Source organism: Streptomyces sp. NPDC056948 (assembly GCF_042674225.1).
GTDB lineage: Bacteria > Actinomycetota > Actinomycetes > Streptomycetales > Streptomycetaceae > Streptomyces > Streptomyces purpurascens.
In genome coordinates, this window is the sequence record NZ_JBHUQX010000006.1 from 35,904 (window position 1) to 53,458 (window position 17,555).

At 71.6% G+C, this 17,555-nt stretch carries 14 protein-coding genes and 1 pseudogene; 8 read left to right on the forward strand and 7 right to left on the reverse strand.

The genetic code is table 11. From position 1 onward, the window contains the following. Positions 1 to 1,032 carry an O-antigen ligase family protein gene (locus ACFTZL_RS01790; RefSeq protein ID WP_382576997.1) on the reverse strand — a complete coding sequence of 344 codons (1,032 nt, stop codon included), beginning with the start codon at positions 1,030 to 1,032 and terminating at the stop codon, positions 1 to 3. A 312-nt stretch (positions 1,033 to 1,344) separates the two neighbouring features. Between ACFTZL_RS01790 and lnt the strand changes: the two genes are divergently transcribed. The 4 genes from lnt (at position 1,345) to ACFTZL_RS01810 (ending at position 6,375) form a co-directional block, all read left to right on the forward strand. Then, positions 1,345 to 2,952, forward strand: coding sequence for an apolipoprotein N-acyltransferase (gene lnt, locus ACFTZL_RS01795; protein ID WP_382576967.1), 1,608 nt, complete (start codon positions 1,345 to 1,347; stop codon positions 2,950 to 2,952). Between the two features lie 67 nt (positions 2,953 to 3,019). Further along, positions 3,020 to 3,499, forward strand: coding sequence for an NUDIX domain-containing protein (locus ACFTZL_RS01800; protein ID WP_382576969.1), 480 nt, complete (start codon positions 3,020 to 3,022; stop codon positions 3,497 to 3,499). Positions 3,500 to 3,553: 54 nt separating this feature from the next. After that, positions 3,554 to 4,354: a 3-hydroxybutyrate dehydrogenase gene (locus ACFTZL_RS01805; RefSeq protein WP_382576971.1), complete on the forward strand. Its 801-nt coding sequence runs from the start codon at positions 3,554 to 3,556 to the stop codon at positions 4,352 to 4,354. Between the two features lie 74 nt (positions 4,355 to 4,428). Continuing rightward, positions 4,429 to 6,375, forward strand: a complete 1,947-nt coding sequence (locus ACFTZL_RS01810) for a helix-turn-helix domain-containing protein (RefSeq protein ID WP_382576974.1) — start codon at positions 4,429 to 4,431, stop codon at positions 6,373 to 6,375. Between the two features lie 47 nt (positions 6,376 to 6,422). Here ACFTZL_RS01810 and ACFTZL_RS01815 read toward each other — a convergent pair whose 3' ends face one another. Continuing rightward, positions 6,423 to 7,811 (reverse strand): MFS transporter, encoded by a 1,389-nt coding sequence (locus ACFTZL_RS01815; protein WP_382576977.1) that lies wholly within the window; start codon positions 7,809 to 7,811, stop codon positions 6,423 to 6,425. A 357-nt stretch (positions 7,812 to 8,168) separates the two neighbouring features. On the opposite strand from ACFTZL_RS01815, the pseudogene ACFTZL_RS01820 reads away from it, so the two are divergent. The 4 genes and pseudogenes from ACFTZL_RS01820 to ACFTZL_RS01835 form a co-directional block, all read left to right on the forward strand. Further along, positions 8,169 to 8,306, forward strand: a pseudogene (locus ACFTZL_RS01820) (pirin family protein); the annotation flags it as partial. Between the two features lie 300 nt (positions 8,307 to 8,606). Next, a complete protein-coding gene (locus ACFTZL_RS01825; RefSeq protein ID WP_382576979.1) occupies positions 8,607 to 9,248 on the forward strand; it encodes a hypothetical protein in 642 nt (213 codons plus the stop codon). A 331-nt stretch (positions 9,249 to 9,579) separates the two neighbouring features. Beyond that, positions 9,580 to 9,942 carry a hypothetical protein gene (locus ACFTZL_RS01830; protein WP_382576980.1) on the forward strand — a complete coding sequence of 121 codons (363 nt, stop codon included), beginning with the start codon at positions 9,580 to 9,582 and terminating at the stop codon, positions 9,940 to 9,942. Positions 9,943 to 10,017: 75 nt separating this feature from the next. After that, positions 10,018 to 10,806, forward strand: coding sequence for a heparin lyase I family protein (locus ACFTZL_RS01835; protein ID WP_382576983.1), 789 nt, complete (start codon positions 10,018 to 10,020; stop codon positions 10,804 to 10,806). Here ACFTZL_RS01835 and ACFTZL_RS01840 read toward each other — a convergent pair. The 5 genes from ACFTZL_RS01840 to ACFTZL_RS01860 all read right to left on the reverse strand — a co-directional run. After that, positions 10,791 to 11,861: a hypothetical protein gene (locus tag ACFTZL_RS01840; protein ID WP_382576984.1), complete on the reverse strand. Its 1,071-nt coding sequence runs from the start codon at positions 11,859 to 11,861 to the stop codon at positions 10,791 to 10,793. The genes ACFTZL_RS01835 and ACFTZL_RS01840 overlap by 16 nt on opposite strands. A gap of 7 nt (positions 11,862 to 11,868) precedes the next feature. Then, entirely contained in the window at positions 11,869 to 13,776 is a 1,908-nt protein-coding gene (locus ACFTZL_RS01845; RefSeq protein WP_382576985.1) for a ferritin-like domain-containing protein, read from the reverse strand. 34 nt (positions 13,777 to 13,810) lie between these two features. Continuing rightward, a complete protein-coding gene (locus ACFTZL_RS01850; protein ID WP_382576988.1) occupies positions 13,811 to 15,259 on the reverse strand; it encodes a radical SAM protein in 1,449 nt (482 codons plus the stop codon). After that, positions 15,256 to 16,674: a hypothetical protein gene (locus tag ACFTZL_RS01855; protein WP_382576989.1), complete on the reverse strand. Its 1,419-nt coding sequence runs from the start codon at positions 16,672 to 16,674 to the stop codon at positions 15,256 to 15,258. Before ACFTZL_RS01855 ends, ACFTZL_RS01850 begins: the two co-directional genes overlap by 4 nt. 37 nt (positions 16,675 to 16,711) lie before the next feature. Then, on the reverse strand, positions 16,712 to 17,555 hold an 844-nt coding region (locus ACFTZL_RS01860), incomplete at its 5' end, for a Dyp-type peroxidase (RefSeq protein ID WP_382576992.1).

Genomic DNA, 17,555 nt, shown 5'->3' on the forward strand with positions numbered 1-17,555 from the left:
TCACCAGGCCGGGGTTCGCCCGGCGCCGCGCGGGTGTGTGTCCGGGGCGCGGGTCGACTGTTCGTCGGCCCAGGGGCGCGCCGTGGCCATGCCCGCCAGCAGACCCGCACCCACCGACACCGCGGTGAAGCTCAGCGCGTTGCCGATCGCGGCGATGGCGGCGAGCGCCGTCAGGGTCGCGCCCGCGGTGAGCACCACCGGCGTCGGGCGCGGGCCGCGCCACAGGGCGTACAGCACCCAGCCGAACGCCGCCGCCAGCAGGGCCACGCCGACCACGCCCTGCTCGGCCGCCTGCTGCAGGGGCGCCGAGTGGGGCTTGCCGTCGGACAGCAGTGACTGGGCGGACGTCGTGCTGAGCTCCCCGAAGCGGCCCGGGCCGACCCCCATGGCGGCGTCCTCGCGCAACAGGTGCCACGCGTCCTCCCAGAGCTGTACGCGGTGCGGCGTCAGCCGTCCTTCGAGGGCGGCCACGAGCCCGCCCGGTACGGCCCGCGCGGCGATCGCCCAGGCCAGGCAGGCCACCAGGGCGGCGACCGCGGCCAGTACGGCCAGGCCGGCGCCGCGGTGACGGGTACGGCCGGCGGCGAGCGAGCACAACAGCACCGCGACACAGGTGACGCAGCCGGTGGTCGAGCCGAGCACGGCCGCCAGCACCGCGGTCCCGGCGGCCAGCAGGCGCAGGGCGATCCGGGCGGCCGGAGCGGTGGCGGCCCAGGCCGCGCAGCACGCGGCACCGGCCGACAGCGTCAGTACGGCCGCTGTGGCCCCGGCGTGTCCCAGAGGCGTGGTGATCTGCGGGCCCGGAGCAAGGTGCGGAACGGTCACGGTCAGCGCGACACCCGCCAGCGCCCCGGCGCAGGGCGCGCCGACCGGCAGCAGCGCCCCGCCTATCCTCCCCGCGGCGTACCCGGCCGCCACGGCCAGCACCGCGAGGAGCACGCCCTCGGGCCGGCCCTCGTGCACCGCGGCCGTGATCAGGGACCAGCCGGCGCAAGCCCCCAGCACCACGACGCCCGCCGCATCGGAAACGATTCTTCTCTCGCCGTCCGCGTCCAGCCCGGACGCGGACGTCAGCCCACGTGAACCCACCCCGCCCCGCCCCCCGCACCACGTCGCCCCCGACCTGTGAAGACCCCGGCCGCACAGGCCGCCACGGGCCGCACGACTGAGGCTTCGGCACACCGTAGCCGCTGGTGGACGGTTTGTGGATGTGTCGTGACGAAATGAGCAGGAACGATGCTGCGGACGCGGGGCAACGCCGCGCGTGCTCGCCCGCACGGCGTGGTGCCGCCGCCTCGTGGACCGCGCTGTCGGCCTCAAGGTCACTCGCCTTAGACTCCGGGAGTGACCGTCACCGCAACCTCCGTCGGCGAGTCGGACCAGTTGGAACCGCGGAACGCGCCCGCGGCGCGGACGTGGGCCCGGCGCCTCGTTCCGCCCGCCGCAGCCGCGCTCTCCGGCCTGCTCCTCTATGTCAGCTTCCCGCCCCGCACCCTCTGGTGGCTGGCCCTGCCGGCCTTCGCCGTCTTCGGCTGGGTGCTGCGCGGCCGGAGCTGGAAAGCGGGGCTGGGCCTCGGCTATCTCTTCGGCCTCGGCTTTCTGCTGCCGCTGCTGGTGTGGACCGGAGTGGAGGTCGGGCCCGGCCCCTGGCTCGCCCTGGTGGTCATCGAGGCGATCTTCGTCGCACTGGTCGGCGCGGGCGTCGCGGCCGTGTCCAAGCTGCCCGGCTGGCCGGTGTGGGCGGCCGCTGTGTGGATCGCCGGAGAGGCGGCACGCGCGCGCGTGCCGTTCGAAGGCTTCCCCTGGGGGAAGGTCGCGTTCGGGCAGGCCGATGGGGTGTTCCTGCCGCTCGCGGCGGTCGGCGGTACCCCGGTGCTCGGCTTCGCCGTGGTCCTGTGCGGCTTCGGACTGTGCGAAGTCGTCCGCCTGGCCGTGCGGACCCGGCGGACCGGGACGGTACGACGGGCCACCGCGGCCGTGGGCCTGCTGAGCGTGGCCGTCCCGGTCGTGGGCGCCGTGGCGGCCCGGCCGCTGGTCAGCGACAAGGCCGAGGACGGCAGTGTGACCGTCGCCGCGATCCAGGGCAACGTGCCCCGCGCGGGCCTCGACTTCAACTCCCAGCGGCGGGCCGTGCTCGACTACCACGCGCGCGAGACGCAACGCCTGGCCGCTGAGGTCAAGGCCGGCAAGGTCGCCCGTCCCGACTTCGTGCTGTGGCCGGAGAACTCCTCCGACATCGATCCCTTCGCCAACCCCGACGCCCGCGCCGTGATCGACACGGCGGCCAAGGCCATCGGCGTGCCCATCTCGGTCGGCGGCGTCGTGGAGCGCGACGGCAAGCTGTACAACGAGCAGATCCTGTGGGACCCGGCGAAGGGCCCCGTCGACACCTACGACAAGCGTCAGATCCAGCCGTTCGGCGAGTACCTGCCGCTGCGCTCGTTCATCGGCGCGATCAACAAGAACTGGACGGCGATGGTCCGCCAGGACTTCAGCCGGGGCACCGAGCCGGGCGTGTTCACCATGGACGGCGCCAAGGTCGGTCTCGTCACCTGCTACGAGGCCGCCTTCGACTGGACCGTGCGCTCCGAGGTCATCGACGGCGCCCAGCTGATCTCCGTGCCGAGCAACAACGCCACCTTCGACCGCAGCGAGATGACCTACCAGCAGCTCGCCATGTCCCGCGTCCGCGCGGTCGAGCACAGCAGGACCGTGACAGTGCCGGTGACCAGCGGCGTCAGCGCGATGATCATGCCGGACGGGAAGATCACGCAGAAGACCGGCATGTTCGTCGCCGACTCGCTGGTGCAGAAGGTGCCGCTGCGGTCCTCCCAGACCCCCGCCACACGGCTCGGTGTCCTGCCGGAGATCGCCCTCGTGCTGGTCGCGGCCGGCGGACTGGGCTGGGCCTTCGGCGCCGGTCTGCGCGGACGACGCGCCGGTGACGTGTAGCCGTACGCCCGTCGCACGCTGCCTGAATCGCGCGAGACACCACGACCGGCCGATTAGGGTCGTCGCCATGGCTACTCCTGACTTCATCCGGACTCTCCGCGCATCGGCCGGCCATCAGCTGCTCTGGCTCCCCGGAGTCACCGCCATCGTCTTCGACGACGAGGGCAGAGTGCTGCTCAACCGCCGGTCCGACACCGGCAAGTGGTCCGTGATCGGCGGCATCCCGGACCCGGGGGAGGAGCCCGCGGCCTGCGCCGTGCGGGAGGTCCACGAGGAGACGGCCGTGCACTGCGTCGCCGAACGCGTCGTCCTCGTCCAGTCGCTCAACCCCGTCACGTACGAGAACGGCGACACCTGCCAGTACATGGACATCACCCTCCGCTGCCGGGCCGTCGGCGGCGAGGCACGGGTCAACGACGACGAGTCGCTGGACGTGGGCTGGTTCGACATCGACGCCCTGCCCGAGCTGAACGAGTTCGGCCTGCTCCGGATCAAGCAGGCTGTGTCGGACGCCCCCACATGGTTCGACCCCACTGCCTCCGGTTGAACTATGGGGCGTGACCACATGGGGTCGGGCAGGGGCGCTTCCTAAGGTCGACGCATGACCGCGCCCCCTGTCTCCCCGGCTCCCCACGCCTCCTCGCTCGACCTCGGCGGCCGCACCGCGCTCGTCACCGGCGCCGCCGGCGGCATCGGCCGCACCTGCGCGTTGCGGCTCGCGGCCGCCGGGGCCAAGGTGAGAGCAGTCGACCGCGACGCCGCGGGCCTGGAGACCCTCGCCGAACAGGGCCATGACCTCGCGGGCACAGTGGAACCGCACGTCCTCGACCTCACCGACCTGGACGCCGCCGAACTCGCCGCCGCGGGCACCGACGTCCTCGTCAACAACGCCGGGCTCCAACTGGTGCGCCCCATCGAGGAGTTCCCGCCCGACGCCTTCCATACGGTGCTCACCGTGATGCTGGAGGCCCCGTTCCGGCTCATCCGCGGCGCCCTGCCCCACATGTACGGACAGGGGTGGGGCCGCATCGTGAATGTGTCGTCCGTCCACGGGCTGCGCGCCTCGGCCTACAAGTCGGCCTATGTGGCCGCCAAACACGGCCTGGAAGGCCTCTCCAAGACCGCCGCCCTCGAAGGCGCACCCCACGGTGTCACCTCGAACTGTGTGAACCCCGCTTATGTGCGCACCCCACTGGTCGAGAAGCAGCTCGCCGACCAGGCGCAGGCGCACGGCATCCCCGAGGAACGCGTCCTGTCCGAGGTGCTGCTTCAGGACAGCGCCGTCAAGCGGCTCATCGAACCGGAGGAGGTCGCCGAGGCGGTGGCGTATCTGTGCGGTCCGCAGGCGTCCTTCGTGACCGGCACCTCGCTCGTGCTCGACGGCGGCTGGACCGCCCATTGACTTCCGGGACTCGTCGGTCCGCGAGTTGTCCACAGGGCTGACGGGGCGGGCCGGTCATGGTGAATCCTGTGGGCATGTCCAGCGATCACGTGCAGTCAGCCGAGCGTTCCGCCGGCGCCGCCGAAGCGCCGCCGGCCGACGCCGAGACGCCGTTCCTCGAGCTGCTGGCCCGGGGCGCCTCCGCCGACGCCTACGAGCAGCCGGTGCTGCTCGCGCGCGCCGAAGGCCGGTCCGCGGAGTGGATCGCCGCGCTCCAGCGGGCCAAGCCGCTCGCCCTGCGCGTGCGCTCGGAGCTGGAGGGACGGCGTCGGCGCGAGGCCGAGCTGTCCGCCCTGTTCGAGACCGCCCACGACCTCGCCGGGCTGCGCGACCTCGACGCCGTGCTCCAGGCGATCGTGCAGCGCGCCCGGTCGCTGCTGGGTACGGACGTCGCCTACCTCAGCCTGAACGACCCGGCGAGAGGCGACACCCACATGCGGGTCACCGAGGGCTCGGTCGCGGCCCGGTTCCAGCAGCTACGGCTCGGCATGGGGGAGGGACTCGGTGGCCTGGTCGCGCAGACCGCACGCCCGTACGTCACCGACGACTACTTCAAGGACGACCGCTTCCAGCACACCCTCACCATCGACGCGGGCGTGCGGGACGAGGGGCTCGTGGCCATCCTCGGCGTGCCGCTGATGCTCGGGCACCACGTCATCGGCGTGCTGTTCGCCGCGGACCGCCGTGCCCGGGTCTTCGAGCGTGAGCAGATCGCCCTGCTCGGCTCCTTCGCCGCCCTCGCCGCGGCCGCCATCGACACCGCCAACCTGCTCGCCGAGACCCGGTCGGCCCTCGCCGACCTGGAGCTGGCCAACGAGATCATCCGGGACCGCAGCGGCGTCATCGAGCGGGCCTCCGACGTGCACGACCGGCTCGCCGAACTGGTCCTGCGAGGCGGCGGGGTGCACGACGTGGCCGCCGCGGTCTCCGAGGTCCTCGACGGCACGGTCCTCTTCGCCGAGGCCGCCGCCACACCGGCCGAGGCCCTGGAATCGTCCCGCGCGGACGGGCACGCCGTGCGGTTCGAGGACGACTGGATCGCCGCCGTCGCCGCCGGGGGAGAACTGCTCGGCGCCCTCGTGCTGCGGGGTCACCCGGGGCTCGACCCCGTCGACCAGCGCACCCTGGAGCGTGCCGCCATGGTCACCTCGCTGCTGCTCCTCGCCCGCCGGTCCGCCGCCGAGGCCGAACAGCGCGTACGCGGCGAACTGCTGGACGACCTGCTGGACGCCCGCGACCGCGACCCGCGTCTGCTGAGGGAGCGCGCGGCCCGCCTGCACGCCGACCTCGACGCCGTCCATGTGGTGCTGGCCGCGCGTCTCGAAGGCGGCGCGGCCGACGCCGACCAGGAGGCGGACGCCCGCAGACGCCTGGCGGCCGCGGCGTCCCACCTGGCCGCGACCCGGCACGGCCTGGCCGCCGCCCGCGACGGCGGCACCGTCCTGCTGCTGCCCCTCGGCCACGGCGACAGCGCCACCGACCTGGCCCGCCGCGCCGCCCGGCATCTGGGCACAGCGGTCCACACACCGGTCACCGTCGGTGCCTCCGGACCCGCCGCGGACCTCGCCACCCGCACCGACGCCCTGGCCACGGCCTACGCGGAGGCCCGGCGCTGCCTCGACGCCCTGCGGCTGCTGGGCCGCTCCGGGGACGGGGCCGCCGCCGAGGACTTCGGATTCCTGGGGCTGCTCCTGGCCGGCGACCGGGACATACCCGGCTTCGTCGACCGCACCATCGGCCAGGTCGTCACATACGACCGACGACGCGGCACCGAACTGCTGCGCACCCTCGACGCGTACTTCGCCTGCGGCATGAGCCCCGCCCGCACCAAGGACGAACTGCACGTCCATGTGAACACGGTCGCCCAGCGCCTGGAGCGGGTCGGCCGCCTCCTCGGCGACGACTGGCAGACCCCGGCCCGCGCCCTGGAGATCCAACTCGCCCTGCGTCTGCACCGGTTGTCGGAGCCGGGACGGCACTGACCCCCGTACGTGGCCGGCACGGACGTACGGGGGCTGGGCCGGCAGGATCAGATGGTCCGGGCGTCCGCCGTCGGGGCGTCCGCAGTCCGGTCGGCGTCGGCGGGAGGGGCGACGTCGGCCAGGTCCCGGTGGCGGGTCTCCTTGGCCGCCGCCACCGCGACGACCGTGAGCACGGCGGCGGCGATGACGTACAGGGCGATCGGCGTGGAGCTGCCGTAGTCGGCCAGCAGCGCGGTCGCGATCAGCGGCGCGGGCGCGCCGGCCGCGACCGAGGCGAACTGCGCGCCGATGGACGCTCCGGAGTAGCGCATGCGCGTCGCGAACATCTCGGAGAAGAACGCGGCCTGGGGGGCGTACATCGCGCCGTGCAGCACCAGCCCCACGGTGACGGCGAGGATCATGTTGCCGAAGCCGCCGGTGTCGATCAGCGAGAAGAACGGGAACATCCACAGCCCGACCCCCACGGCACCCATCAGATAGACGGGGCGGCGGCCGATCCGGTCGGAGAGCGCGCCCCACGCCGGGATGACCAGGAAGTGCACGGCCGAGGCGATCAACACCGCGTTGAGCGCGGTCTGCTTGGAGACTCCGGCCGAGGTGGTGGCGTAGACGAGGATGAACGCGGTGATCACGTAGTAGCTGATGTTCTCCGCCATGCGCGCGCCCATCGCGACCAGGACGTCACGCCAGTGGTGCCGCAGCACGGCGACGAGCGGCAGCTTCTCCGCCTCCGCGGGCCGGTCCGCCTTACGGGCCTCGGCCTGCGCCAACGCTTGCTTGAAGACCGGAGATTCATCGACAGACAGACGAATCCACAAACCGACGATCACCAGTACCCCGGAGAGCAGGAACGGGATGCGCCAGCCCCAGCTGACGAACGCGGCGTCCGACAGGACGGCCGTCAGCAGGGACAGCACACCGGTCGCGAGCAACTGCCCCGCCGGGGCCCCGGTCTGCGGCCAGGAGGCCCAGAACCCGCGCCGCCGCGCGTCCCCGTGCTCCGACACCAGCAGTACGGCACCGCCCCACTCACCGCCGAGCGCGAAGCCCTGGACCAGCCGGAGCACGGTGAGCAGGACCGGCGCGGCCGTCCCTATGGTGGCGTGCGTCGGCAGCAGCCCGATCGCGAAGGTCGCCCCGCCCATCAGCAGCAGACTCAGCACCAGCAGCTTCTTGCGCCCGATCCGGTCGCCGTAGTGCCCGAACACCAGCGCGCCGAGGGGCCTGGCGGCGAATCCGACCGCGTACGTCAGGAACGACAGCAGCGTGCCGACGAGCGGGTCGGAGTCCGGGAAGAACAACTTGTTGAACACGAGCGCGGCGGCGGAGCCGTAGAGGAAGAAGTCGTACCACTCGATGGTGGTGCCGATGAGGCTGGCCGTGACGATGCGTTTGAGGTTGGCGGGGGGTGGGGGAGCGGTCGCGGGGGAGGTCATCGGCACCACTTCCAGGCGGTTGGCGGGGACGGTTGTGTGTCGCCATACCGTAGGAATGCGCAGGTCAGTGGCGTATGTGGTGGGACACCATAGTTATGGGGGTGGGAGTGCGTGGGGGCACCATGATGGCGCTGGCGGAGCGGCTCTGAGGGCCTCAAGTGCGCACGAGAGGGCACTGTCCGAGTTGCCTTGTTCGGGCATGGTTTGGTGGCCGGGTGCTGACCGACAGCTCTGGTGCCGTGACCGTGAACTATTGCTGTGAGGGTGCGTGTGGATGGGGGAGGCTGCGGCGAACTGGCAGAGTGTCTGGGAAGCCGATTGCCCGCCGATCAGCGCCGCGCCCTGGTGGACGGTCCCAGGGAGAGATCCGTACAGGCGCGTCAGGGCTGGATGGAAGGCTCCCGGTTCGGGGAGGTGAAGGGGTGCGACGGTGCTCCACTGCCCGCACCGGAACTGCCGCCGGTGCCGTGGAAGCCGCGGGGAAGGGTTCGCTGAACTGCGGAAACGCGTCAGCATTGGTGGCCGCGGGGCGGTAGACGGTCGGGCCATTCTCGCTGTCTTCCACCTGTCAACGAGGAGCTGCACGCTCTGAGAACACCCGCCACACGCAAGCCATCGCTACGCCCGTAGTTGTGCTGGGCGTGATCATGCCGGACGCTGAGCCGCGGATCTGGCATGCCCGGAAGCGGCTGCAACTGGCACTCATTCGTGTCACGGGAACGTCACTCGACATCCATACCTCCTTCACGCGGCGCATGATGCTCCCTCAGTACCTGCACCACCCAGGGGGGCACCTTGATCAAGCACACCACCGCCGCCGCACTCATCGCGGCGGCCCTGCTCACGCTCACCGCCTGCGAAGGCACCGGCACCAGCAGTGGCAGTTCCAAGAGCAGCCAGGGCGCCAACGACAAGGCCGACACCGGCAGCGACACCAGCACTGGCACGGCGAAGGCCGAGATGGCGTCGCTGCCCGACATGATTGGCAAGGGCCTCCAGTCCGCGCAAGACCAGGCCCAAGACGCAGGGTTCTACAGCCTCACTTCGCACGACGCGCTCGGCCGCGACCGCATGCAGGCGTTCGACCGGAACTGGAAGGTGTGCTCCCAGAGCCCGAAGGTCGGCGAGCATTCGACCGACACGAAGGTCGACTTCGCGACGGTCAAGCTCGAAGAGGACTGCCCGGCCAAGGACGAAGGCGCCGCCCCGGAGGCCGCCGGCGGCACGATGCCTGACTTCAAGGGCAAGGCCGTCAAGGTCGCCCGCCAGGCCCTCGACTCCTCGACGAGCATCACCGTCAACGATGCCTCCGGTCAAGACCGCATGGTCCTGATGGAGTCGAACTGGCAGGTGTGCACTCAGGAGCCCGCGGCCGGCGCCAAGTTGGACGGCCGGCCGGTGACGCTCACGGCGGTGAAGTTCGAGGAGTCCTGCTGATCTGACCCGCTGACTGGCCCGGCTCGCGTCTGTGCGCGGCCGGGCCTTCGCACGCCCGAGGGAGGTGCCCTGTTGGGCAACCCAAGGTCAGCAGGGGCGGGCTCGTTACCGATGCCGAGCGAGCCGAGATCATCCGCCTCCACGGCGAGGGCAAGGGCCGCAACCAGATCGCCCTCCTCATCCGCCGATCGCAGCGCACCGTCTCCCTCATCTGCGCCGAGGAAGACCTGCTCTTCGACATCACGATGGCCGAGGAGGCCGACCCGACATCGCGTCGCCCAGTTCGCCGCGCTGCGGGCCGAGACCGCGATGGACCTCCACTTTCGACGGCATGCGGCTTACCCAGCAGATGTGGGAGCCCGGCAAGGTCTACAGCTTCGGCGGCAAGGACAACACCTACGCCGAGAAGGACCTCAACGAGCCCCCCGCGCTCGACAAGAAGAACCTCATGGCCGCGATTCTGCCGCAGCCCGACGAGCAGCAGCGGCGCCTGTTGATCGGGGCGGAGGCCCAGTCCCTCGGGCGGGTGGCGGCAGTAAGGGAGTTCGTGCGTGGCGGCTCGCTGTGCGCGGAGTGGCCGGAAACGGTCCCGAGGGTTCAGATGTATCGGTCTGGACCATTGACTCGGCGTCGCCGCGACGCCACTCTGTGCTCCGCTGGCGGGTGGGTGAGTGAACTTTGGTCACGTCCGTGAACTCGCTCGTGTGCTCGCGACCCCGTCACGCCTCTCGGACATCCACCCCCACAACTCACGATGAGGTGAACAGAAATGAGCACCACGCGAAGAAGCCTCCTCGGCGCCGCGCTCGGCGGTGCGGCCGCCGTAACGGTCGGGCAGCCCACCTTCACCGCGCACGCCGCCTCCTGGCAGTTGAAGTGGTCCCCGTCGGCGAGCAGTGACGGACTCGGCGCCTTCGAGACCATCGAGGACGACCGAGCGGACTCGCACACGTCCGCCGCACCGCACATCTATGCCAGCGGCAGCAACTGGCGCTTCAACATGCACACTGTCGACCGGGACACCTCCACCGACCGCCAGCGCCACGAGGTCACCGGCCTGCGCAACGGCAGCGGCAGCAACTTCCTCAAGTGGACCGAGGGCCAGACCTGGCGGATCACGTACTCGATGTACATACCGAGTTCCCTGAAGGCGACCACCAGCTTCACCCACATCATGCAGATGAAGCAGCCGGGCACCGGATCCTCGCCCGTCGTCGTGCAGTCGCTGCGCCGCGTGAACGGCGTCCAGACCATCGAGTTGAAGCAGTTCACCGACGACATCCTCATCGGCCGCACCGAACTGGATCCCCTGCACGACAGATGGATCGACGTCGACTTCCAGATCAAGGTCGGCAACGGCTCGGCCGGCTCCTTGCGCTGGATCCTCAAGAACGGCTCGACCACGGTCATCGACAAGTCCCGCACCGGCATCGACACCTTCCTGGTCGACCGTGTCCGCCCGAAGTGGGGCATTTACCGTTCCCTGGGTGACACTTCGGGTTCTCTGCAGAACTGCTACCTGCTGCTCAGCAACATGCGCGGCTACCAACTCATCTGACCCGGCCCACAAGCGTCGACCTCGTGCCGCCACGCGGGGAAGGGGAACGCCTGGAGGTAGAGCCGGGCGCAGGTGGTGAGGTGGTCGCGGAACGCGGCGCGCAGGCGGGCCGAGTAGTGGGCGCACAGCCGATCCGCTGGGGTGCCTGCGGCGGCGGAGTCGATCACGGCGGTGGCCAGGACGGCCGTACGCAGGGCCTGGGCGGTACCGGTGCCGCCCAGAGGGTCGTAGCGGATGGCGCCCGCGCCGACGAGGAGCAGGCCGGGGGTCCGGCCCGTCGGCGGGGTCGCCGGGGCGCGGTGGAGGTGGGGCGCGGCGGGCAGGGCGATGGCGGTGGCGGGCGGTTGTGCAAGTCGTGCCGCCAGCGGGCTGTGCGCGAGGAGGTGGCCGAGGTGTCGCCTCGGGTTCTCGACCGGGCCGGGGACCATGGCCTGGAGCAGGGCGTTGCCGTCGCCGAGCGGGGTGAGGTGGAGCCAGGCGTCGTCGGTGCGCTCCAGGCGGGCGGTGGTGTCGTCCTGCCCGGCCGCGCAGGGCGCCTCCCCGGCCAGCAGGTGACGTCGCCCGGCTGTTCGGTACCCGGCGTCCCGGTCGGGCGGAATGGCGGTGACGGTCCAGTGCGGGACGTGCGCGTCAGGGTGAACGCCCGGGAGCCGCGCGTCGGGCCGTGCCTGCCGGTCGGGCGGTTCCGCCGGGTCCGTTTCCCGCGACACGGCGTCGGGGTAGCGGTCCGTGAGGCGGGCCAGCAGCCGCTGGGCGAGCTGGGCGCCGTCCACGACCGCCGCCGGCTGCGGCAGGGGTGGGTCGGTGTCGCGATCGGGGGTCCAGCGGGCGTGCCGGTGGGTGAGGCGGTGGCTGTCGGCGGTAGGCCCGTTCACCGCCGCGGTGCCCCACAACGCGTGAATCAGCGCGAGCGTGTCGTCGCCCAGGAGCAGCGGACGGGGCCCGCCGGCGGGGCGGGGCCGGAGCCGGACCCGGTGACCGCGCGCGGCGAGCAGCCAGGCGCAGGTCAGCTCGGCGAGTCCGGATCCGGCGATCGCGACGGTGGTCGGGCTCAACGGATCCTCACAGGATGAGGTCGGCGATCAGGGCCTCTGTGGCCGCCTGGTGACGGGTCATCATGACGCGCAGGTCGGAGCCGTCGAGCGAGCGGATGGTCTCTTGCAGCTGCCGGGCGGCGCGCGCCGCGGTGAGGGTGGCCTGACCGTCGGCGAGTGCCGGGACGGCGTCGGGCTGCGGGATCTGGAAGCGGGGCGCGACATCGCGGGAGGCGAGGAGGTGATTGACCTCGTGCAGGTTGGTCATGGCCCGCCGGGCGTGTTCGATCAGCACGCCCCCGGCGCGGTCGCCCAGGGCCAGGGTCTCCTTCATCGCGCCTAGCAGAACGGCGTAGTTGAGGTCCGCGAGCTGCAGGAGCTGCTGGTCCATCGCGTCCGGGGTCTTGTCGAGCCCGCGCAGGTACTCGTCCTCGAGGAACTCCGCGAGGTGCCCCTTGACCGCCTTGAACCGCTCGAAGTGGTTCACGCCCTCGTCGATGATGAGTTTGATCAGGTGGGCGAGCCGGTCGGACTGCGGGAACAGGTCGGGGCGCTGGACGATGGTGTGGTGGAGCCGGACGTACATGCCGTCGATGCCGTCCGGATTCATCTCGTCGCTGATGCTCTCCACCTGGATGAACCAGTCCAGTTGGTCGGCCGTGAGCCGCTTCAGCTCGAATTTCTGCCCGGTCTGGCGCTGGATGATCATGCCGAGGGGCGGTGGGTCGAGCTGGTGCGGTCTGCCGAGTACGCCGAGCACCTCGTTGACCCATCTCAGGTGGCGCATCTCGTCCACCGCGACCGAGAACACCTCGGCCGCCGCGGCGTGAAACTGCGCGACGGGCGACTGGGGGTTCGTGCCGGGGGCGAGCGTGGTCGGCGCATCGATCGAGTAGTGCGCGTACAGGTACTCCAGGCACAGGGCGTGCTCGACGCTCGCGAGCCGCTCCAGTTCCTCGATCACCTTCTCGCGGGTCATCTCGTCGAGGTCGAACGGGGTGCCCGGGCCCAGGGCGTCGTCCTCGCGGCCGTTGAGGACGACGGGCAGCACATTCCAGTCGGTGATGAGTGCGGGGTGGTCGAGTTCGTCGGCTCCCCGTTCGGCGATGTTCGGGGTGTCCAGCTTGGGCGGGGGCAGGGTGCGGTCCGAGCGTTGGAAGTTGAGGGGGTGGAAACGGCCGTCGGGACTGGCGGAGATGTCGGGTTTGGACGCGGCCCAGTAGTAGCAGCCGCATTCGCGGAAGTCGTACTGCCAGGGGGCGCACAGGCTGCGGGTGAGGTCTCCGGGCAGATAGACGTCGGGGTCGATGACTCCGTCGGCGTCCAGGTAGTCGGCGCGGTCGGCGATCAGGACGGCCGCCTCGACCCTCCCGTCGTCGTCGCGCTGCACCGTGGTGTCGTTGTTCATGCGCCAGGCGTTGAGGCCGCCGGGCACGATGTTCGCGCCCGGGGACTGGATGCCCGGGGTGGGTCCGAGCAGGATCGCGATCCGGCCCGGCAGCAGGTCGTGGACGCGGCGCCAGAGGGCGAGGCCGCTGCCCGAGGTGGCGTTGAACACGGGGGCCTGCGACTCCGTCTGGTCCACGGTGGTCCGCCCGCACACCGCCCACAGGTGGAGCCGCCACGGATCCGTCTCGACGCCCGCGCCCAGGTCGGCGGCGGTGAGGTCCAGTACGGACGGGGCACCCTCGGTGACGCCGATCAGCCGCGAGCCACCACCGTGGTGGAAGTCGAAGAGAAGGCCCGGGAAGAAGGCCTTCTCCAGGTTGCGCTGGTCGAATTCGAGACCGGGGAAGCAGTTGTCCACGCCGCTTTCCGGGCGGGAGCCGGAAGGGTTTCCCGGGACCGCGTAGTCGGCCCGTGCGGTGAGGTTGCGGGGGAAGATCTTCCCCTCGGGCACGGGGAGGTCCACGCTGCCGGGGACGGGGTTGTTCACGGTCGGCTCCTTCCGGGTGAGGGCACAGGCACGGTCAGCGGGCCAGTCCGGCAGGATCGCCGGGCAGGTCGGACGGAGTGGTCCGGTGGAAGAACTCCGGTGCGCGCTCGGTGAGTTCGACGTACGCGCGCAGGCAGAAGGACAGCCAGCCGCGGATGTAGTCGCAGCCCGGACGGCCGCGCCGGGCGACCTCGTGATAGCAGCCGCCGCCGCACAGATAGCGGGCCCAGCAGGACCGGCAGGGTTCCGCCCGGTCCACATGCCGGGCCGCGAGGTGATCGGCCCGCGCCGCCCGGTCGGGTCCGTCGGCGATGGAGCCCATCCGGAACGCCGGGTCGTCCACGAGCCGGTGGCAGGCGTACAGACCACCCTCGGCGGAGGCGCTGAGGTAGCCGGCGCCCGCCCCGCAGGGGTAGGGGCGGTGACCGCCGGTGTGGAGTTCGTACATCGCGGTCTGGAAGTTGCCGAAGGGGTACGGGCGGCCCGCGGCGAGTTCGGCCAGCGCCGCCTCGCCGCATTCGGTCATCTGCTCCAAGAACCCGGCGAAGGCGCTCGTGCCGATCTCGAAGGCCGGATCGGGGGCACTGACCACGGCCGCGAAGCCGACCTCGTCGAAGCCGAGGCCGATCCCGTGCTCCAGGACGTCCTTCAGCCGTCCGGTGTACGGGGTGACACTGACCCGGGCCGACAGGTGGCGTGGTCGCCCGTGCCTGTCCAGTACGTCCAGCCCGGCGCGCAGCCGGTCGTACGCGCTGCCCCCGCCCGGGGCCGTGCGCAGCGCGTCGTGCCCGGCGCGGTCGCCGTCGAGGCTGACGGCCACGGTGAACGAGTGCGCGGCGAACAGTTCGGCGTCCTCCGGGCGGACGGTGGTGAGATTGGTGGTGAGGGCGAAGCGGACCGCGTGCCCGGTGGCGGCGCCGGCCCGGGTGGCGTGGTCGACCACGTCGTGGACCAACTCCCGGGCGAGGAGTGGTTCACCACCCATGAAGCCGACGACGACTCCGGCTCCGGGTGCGGCTTCGGCGAGGAGCCGGTCCACGGCGGCGAAGGCGGTCGCGCGGGGCATGGCGCGGGCGGAGCCGCCGAACCGTCCCTCGTCCGCGTAGCAGTGGCCGCAGCTGAGGTTGCAGGCCTGCATCACGTTGAGCGAGAGGGAGGCGAGCGGGGGTACGGCGGCAGGGGTGCCGTCGATGCGGGCGGCGGGGACGCCTGCCATGCCCCAGAGAGGCAGTTCCAGTTCGGCGGCGAGGGCCGCGTCCGCCGCCGGATCGTGGGCCGCCGCGCCCGCGGCCGACGTCCAGGCCTCCAGCCGGGCGGCGGTGGCCTCGGGCAGGTCGTAGATGCGGCTTCCGTCGGCCACGAACAGGTGGGCACCGTGGGCGCTGCGGAAGACCCTGGTCTCGGCGGGGAGTCCGGGCGGAGCGCTCCGGGGCTCTGGCTCCCGCTCCGGGGGGCGGCGGCCGATCTGCAGCAGGACGCTCACGATCCCTCCTGCACGTTGGCGCGCACGGAGCGGGCCCATGCCACGAGCAGGTCGTACTGGCGGCGCGTCACGTGCATGGGGAAGGCGTCGGAGCCACGGACGGCCACGGGCATCCGGCGGTCGTACCAGGGGTCCTCGGTGGCCGGTGGTCTGACGAACTGCTGGATGAAGTCGGGCTGTTCGCGGATGAGGTCCTCCAGGACCTCCAGGGCCGGGAAGCGGCGGTGCTTGCGCCGGCCGCGCTCGGTGAGCGCGAGGGTGATCCCCGCCAGCGGCACCGGTGTGGGGAACGTGCGGGCGCGCGCCTCGACGATCGGGCTGCCCTCGCTCTGGGCGTTGCCGATGTTCTCGCCGGTCGCGCGCTGGTTCTGGGCGTCCACGTTGACGGCGTCCATGGCCTCCAGGGCCCGTTCGAACAGGTCGCGCACCTCCAGCGCGGTGAGCTGCGGGTTCTGGGAGATGTACGCAGGATCGCGGACCTCTGCGCGCTTGACCCGGTCGGTCAGGCCGTCGGCCAGGGACGTGAAGGGCCGGCGGTCGGGGGCGAAGTCGGGCGGAGTGACGACGACGCGGGCCCGCGCGGTGAGCTCGCCGACGGTGACGGTGACCAGGCCGTCGCACACGTCGTCCACGAGCCCGAAGCTGGTCCCGCCGTCCTCGTCGGACGCCCCGGCGTACAGGCCGGAGGGGGCGGTCCGCGGGTCGCCGTTGTCGTTGTCCTCCCTGAACTCGCACCAGCGGGAGTTCGTGGAGAGGAACAGCTGCTCGGTGGGGAGCGGATACCGGGTAGTGCGCTGAAGCAGGTTCGTGGGGCCGTACACCAGTCCGGCGGCGGGGGTGAACCGCAGCCGCAGTTCGGGGAACTCGGCGTCCGGGCGCGGAATCTGCACCGAGCCGAGCGGGATGTGCCGTCCCGGGGGCACCAGGGGCCGGGCCGCCGTCCGGGGGGAGCCCCCTTCCAGGGGCGTCTTCTGGTGCTGGTTCCCGGCGATTTCGACGGTGGCGTCGATGCGGTCGTCGTCGGCACGGGTGCACTGGTGCGCCTTGAGGTTGGCGACCTCCACCTTCCACCGCACGTCAGCCGTGGTGAGACCGAAGGCGCCCAGTACGTCGGTGGTGATCGGGCCTTCGGTGCGCTCCCCGTCGATGGCCCAGGAGCCGTGCACCTCGAAGAACGGGCAGATGGGCCGGAATCCGCGCTCGTCCTTGAACCGGACCTGGTCGCCTTGGGGCGGGCGTTCCTCGAGGGTGCCGTCCGCGGCGAGGACGAGTGAGGGCGCGGGCACGGCCACGGTCTTGCCGGTGCCCCGGGGTGTCAGGTCGTTGGGGCCGTAGCGGTAGTTCTCGCAGGGCTCGGGGGACGGGCCCAGCCGGGCGAAGGCCAGCGGCGGGTTGAGCCACATCTTCTCGATCACCGTGTGTCTCCGTTTCCATCGAGGAGAGGGGGTGAGTTCACCCGAAGACCTCGGCTCCCGGATAGGGAGCGGTGTCGCGCACCGGCGGGACGAGATAGGTGCCACCGGCCCGTACGGTCAGCAGCCGGCCTGCCGGACCGTCCTGGCCGGGCTGCCCGCCGAAGTTGACGCCGCCCAGCCAGCCGCGCTGGGTGAGGGCGCGCAGCACCCGGTCGGGGTGGTCCTGGAAGCTGATGAAGTTCAGGCCAATGCTGAAGCCGGGCGCGGCGGCGATGGGCTGGAAGAACTCGTAGCCCTGGCGGAACATCCGCAGCGAGCCGGCCAGGTCGGGGGCGTCGCCGGCGCTCAGGTTGGCCCGGCGGACGTGGGTGGCGAGCAGGACAGGGTCGTCGGTGGGGCCCGGTTCGATGAAGTCCTCGTTGCCGCGCTGGGTGACCTCGGTGGTCCCGGCCACCGGACATCCGGCCGCCGGTACGGGCAGGCCCTCGGAGTCCGTGCCGGTGAGCGGGGCGCCCGTGAGCTTGTCCCGGCCGACCAGCAACTCCTGCTCGGAGCGGAGCAGTCGATGCCAGGGGCCGAGATCGACGGCGAGGCTGAGGAAGACGAGGTAGCTGCCGCCCACGGTCCAGGTGTCGGAGCCGGACTCGCCGTCGCTGATGGAGATGACGCCTTCCCGGGCACTGCTGTCCAGGTTGGACACGCCGTCGTGGAAGCCGATCCAGCTACGGTGGTCGTCACGCTGGAAGCCGGTATGAATGCCCGCGATCTCCAGTGGCGCCATCTGGGTACGGTCGTCCTTTCGGCCGTCGAGCAGCTTCCACAGCTCCACGACCGCGCGGGACACCGCGAGTTGAGTCCCGGCGGTGAGCTGGAGGCAGAAC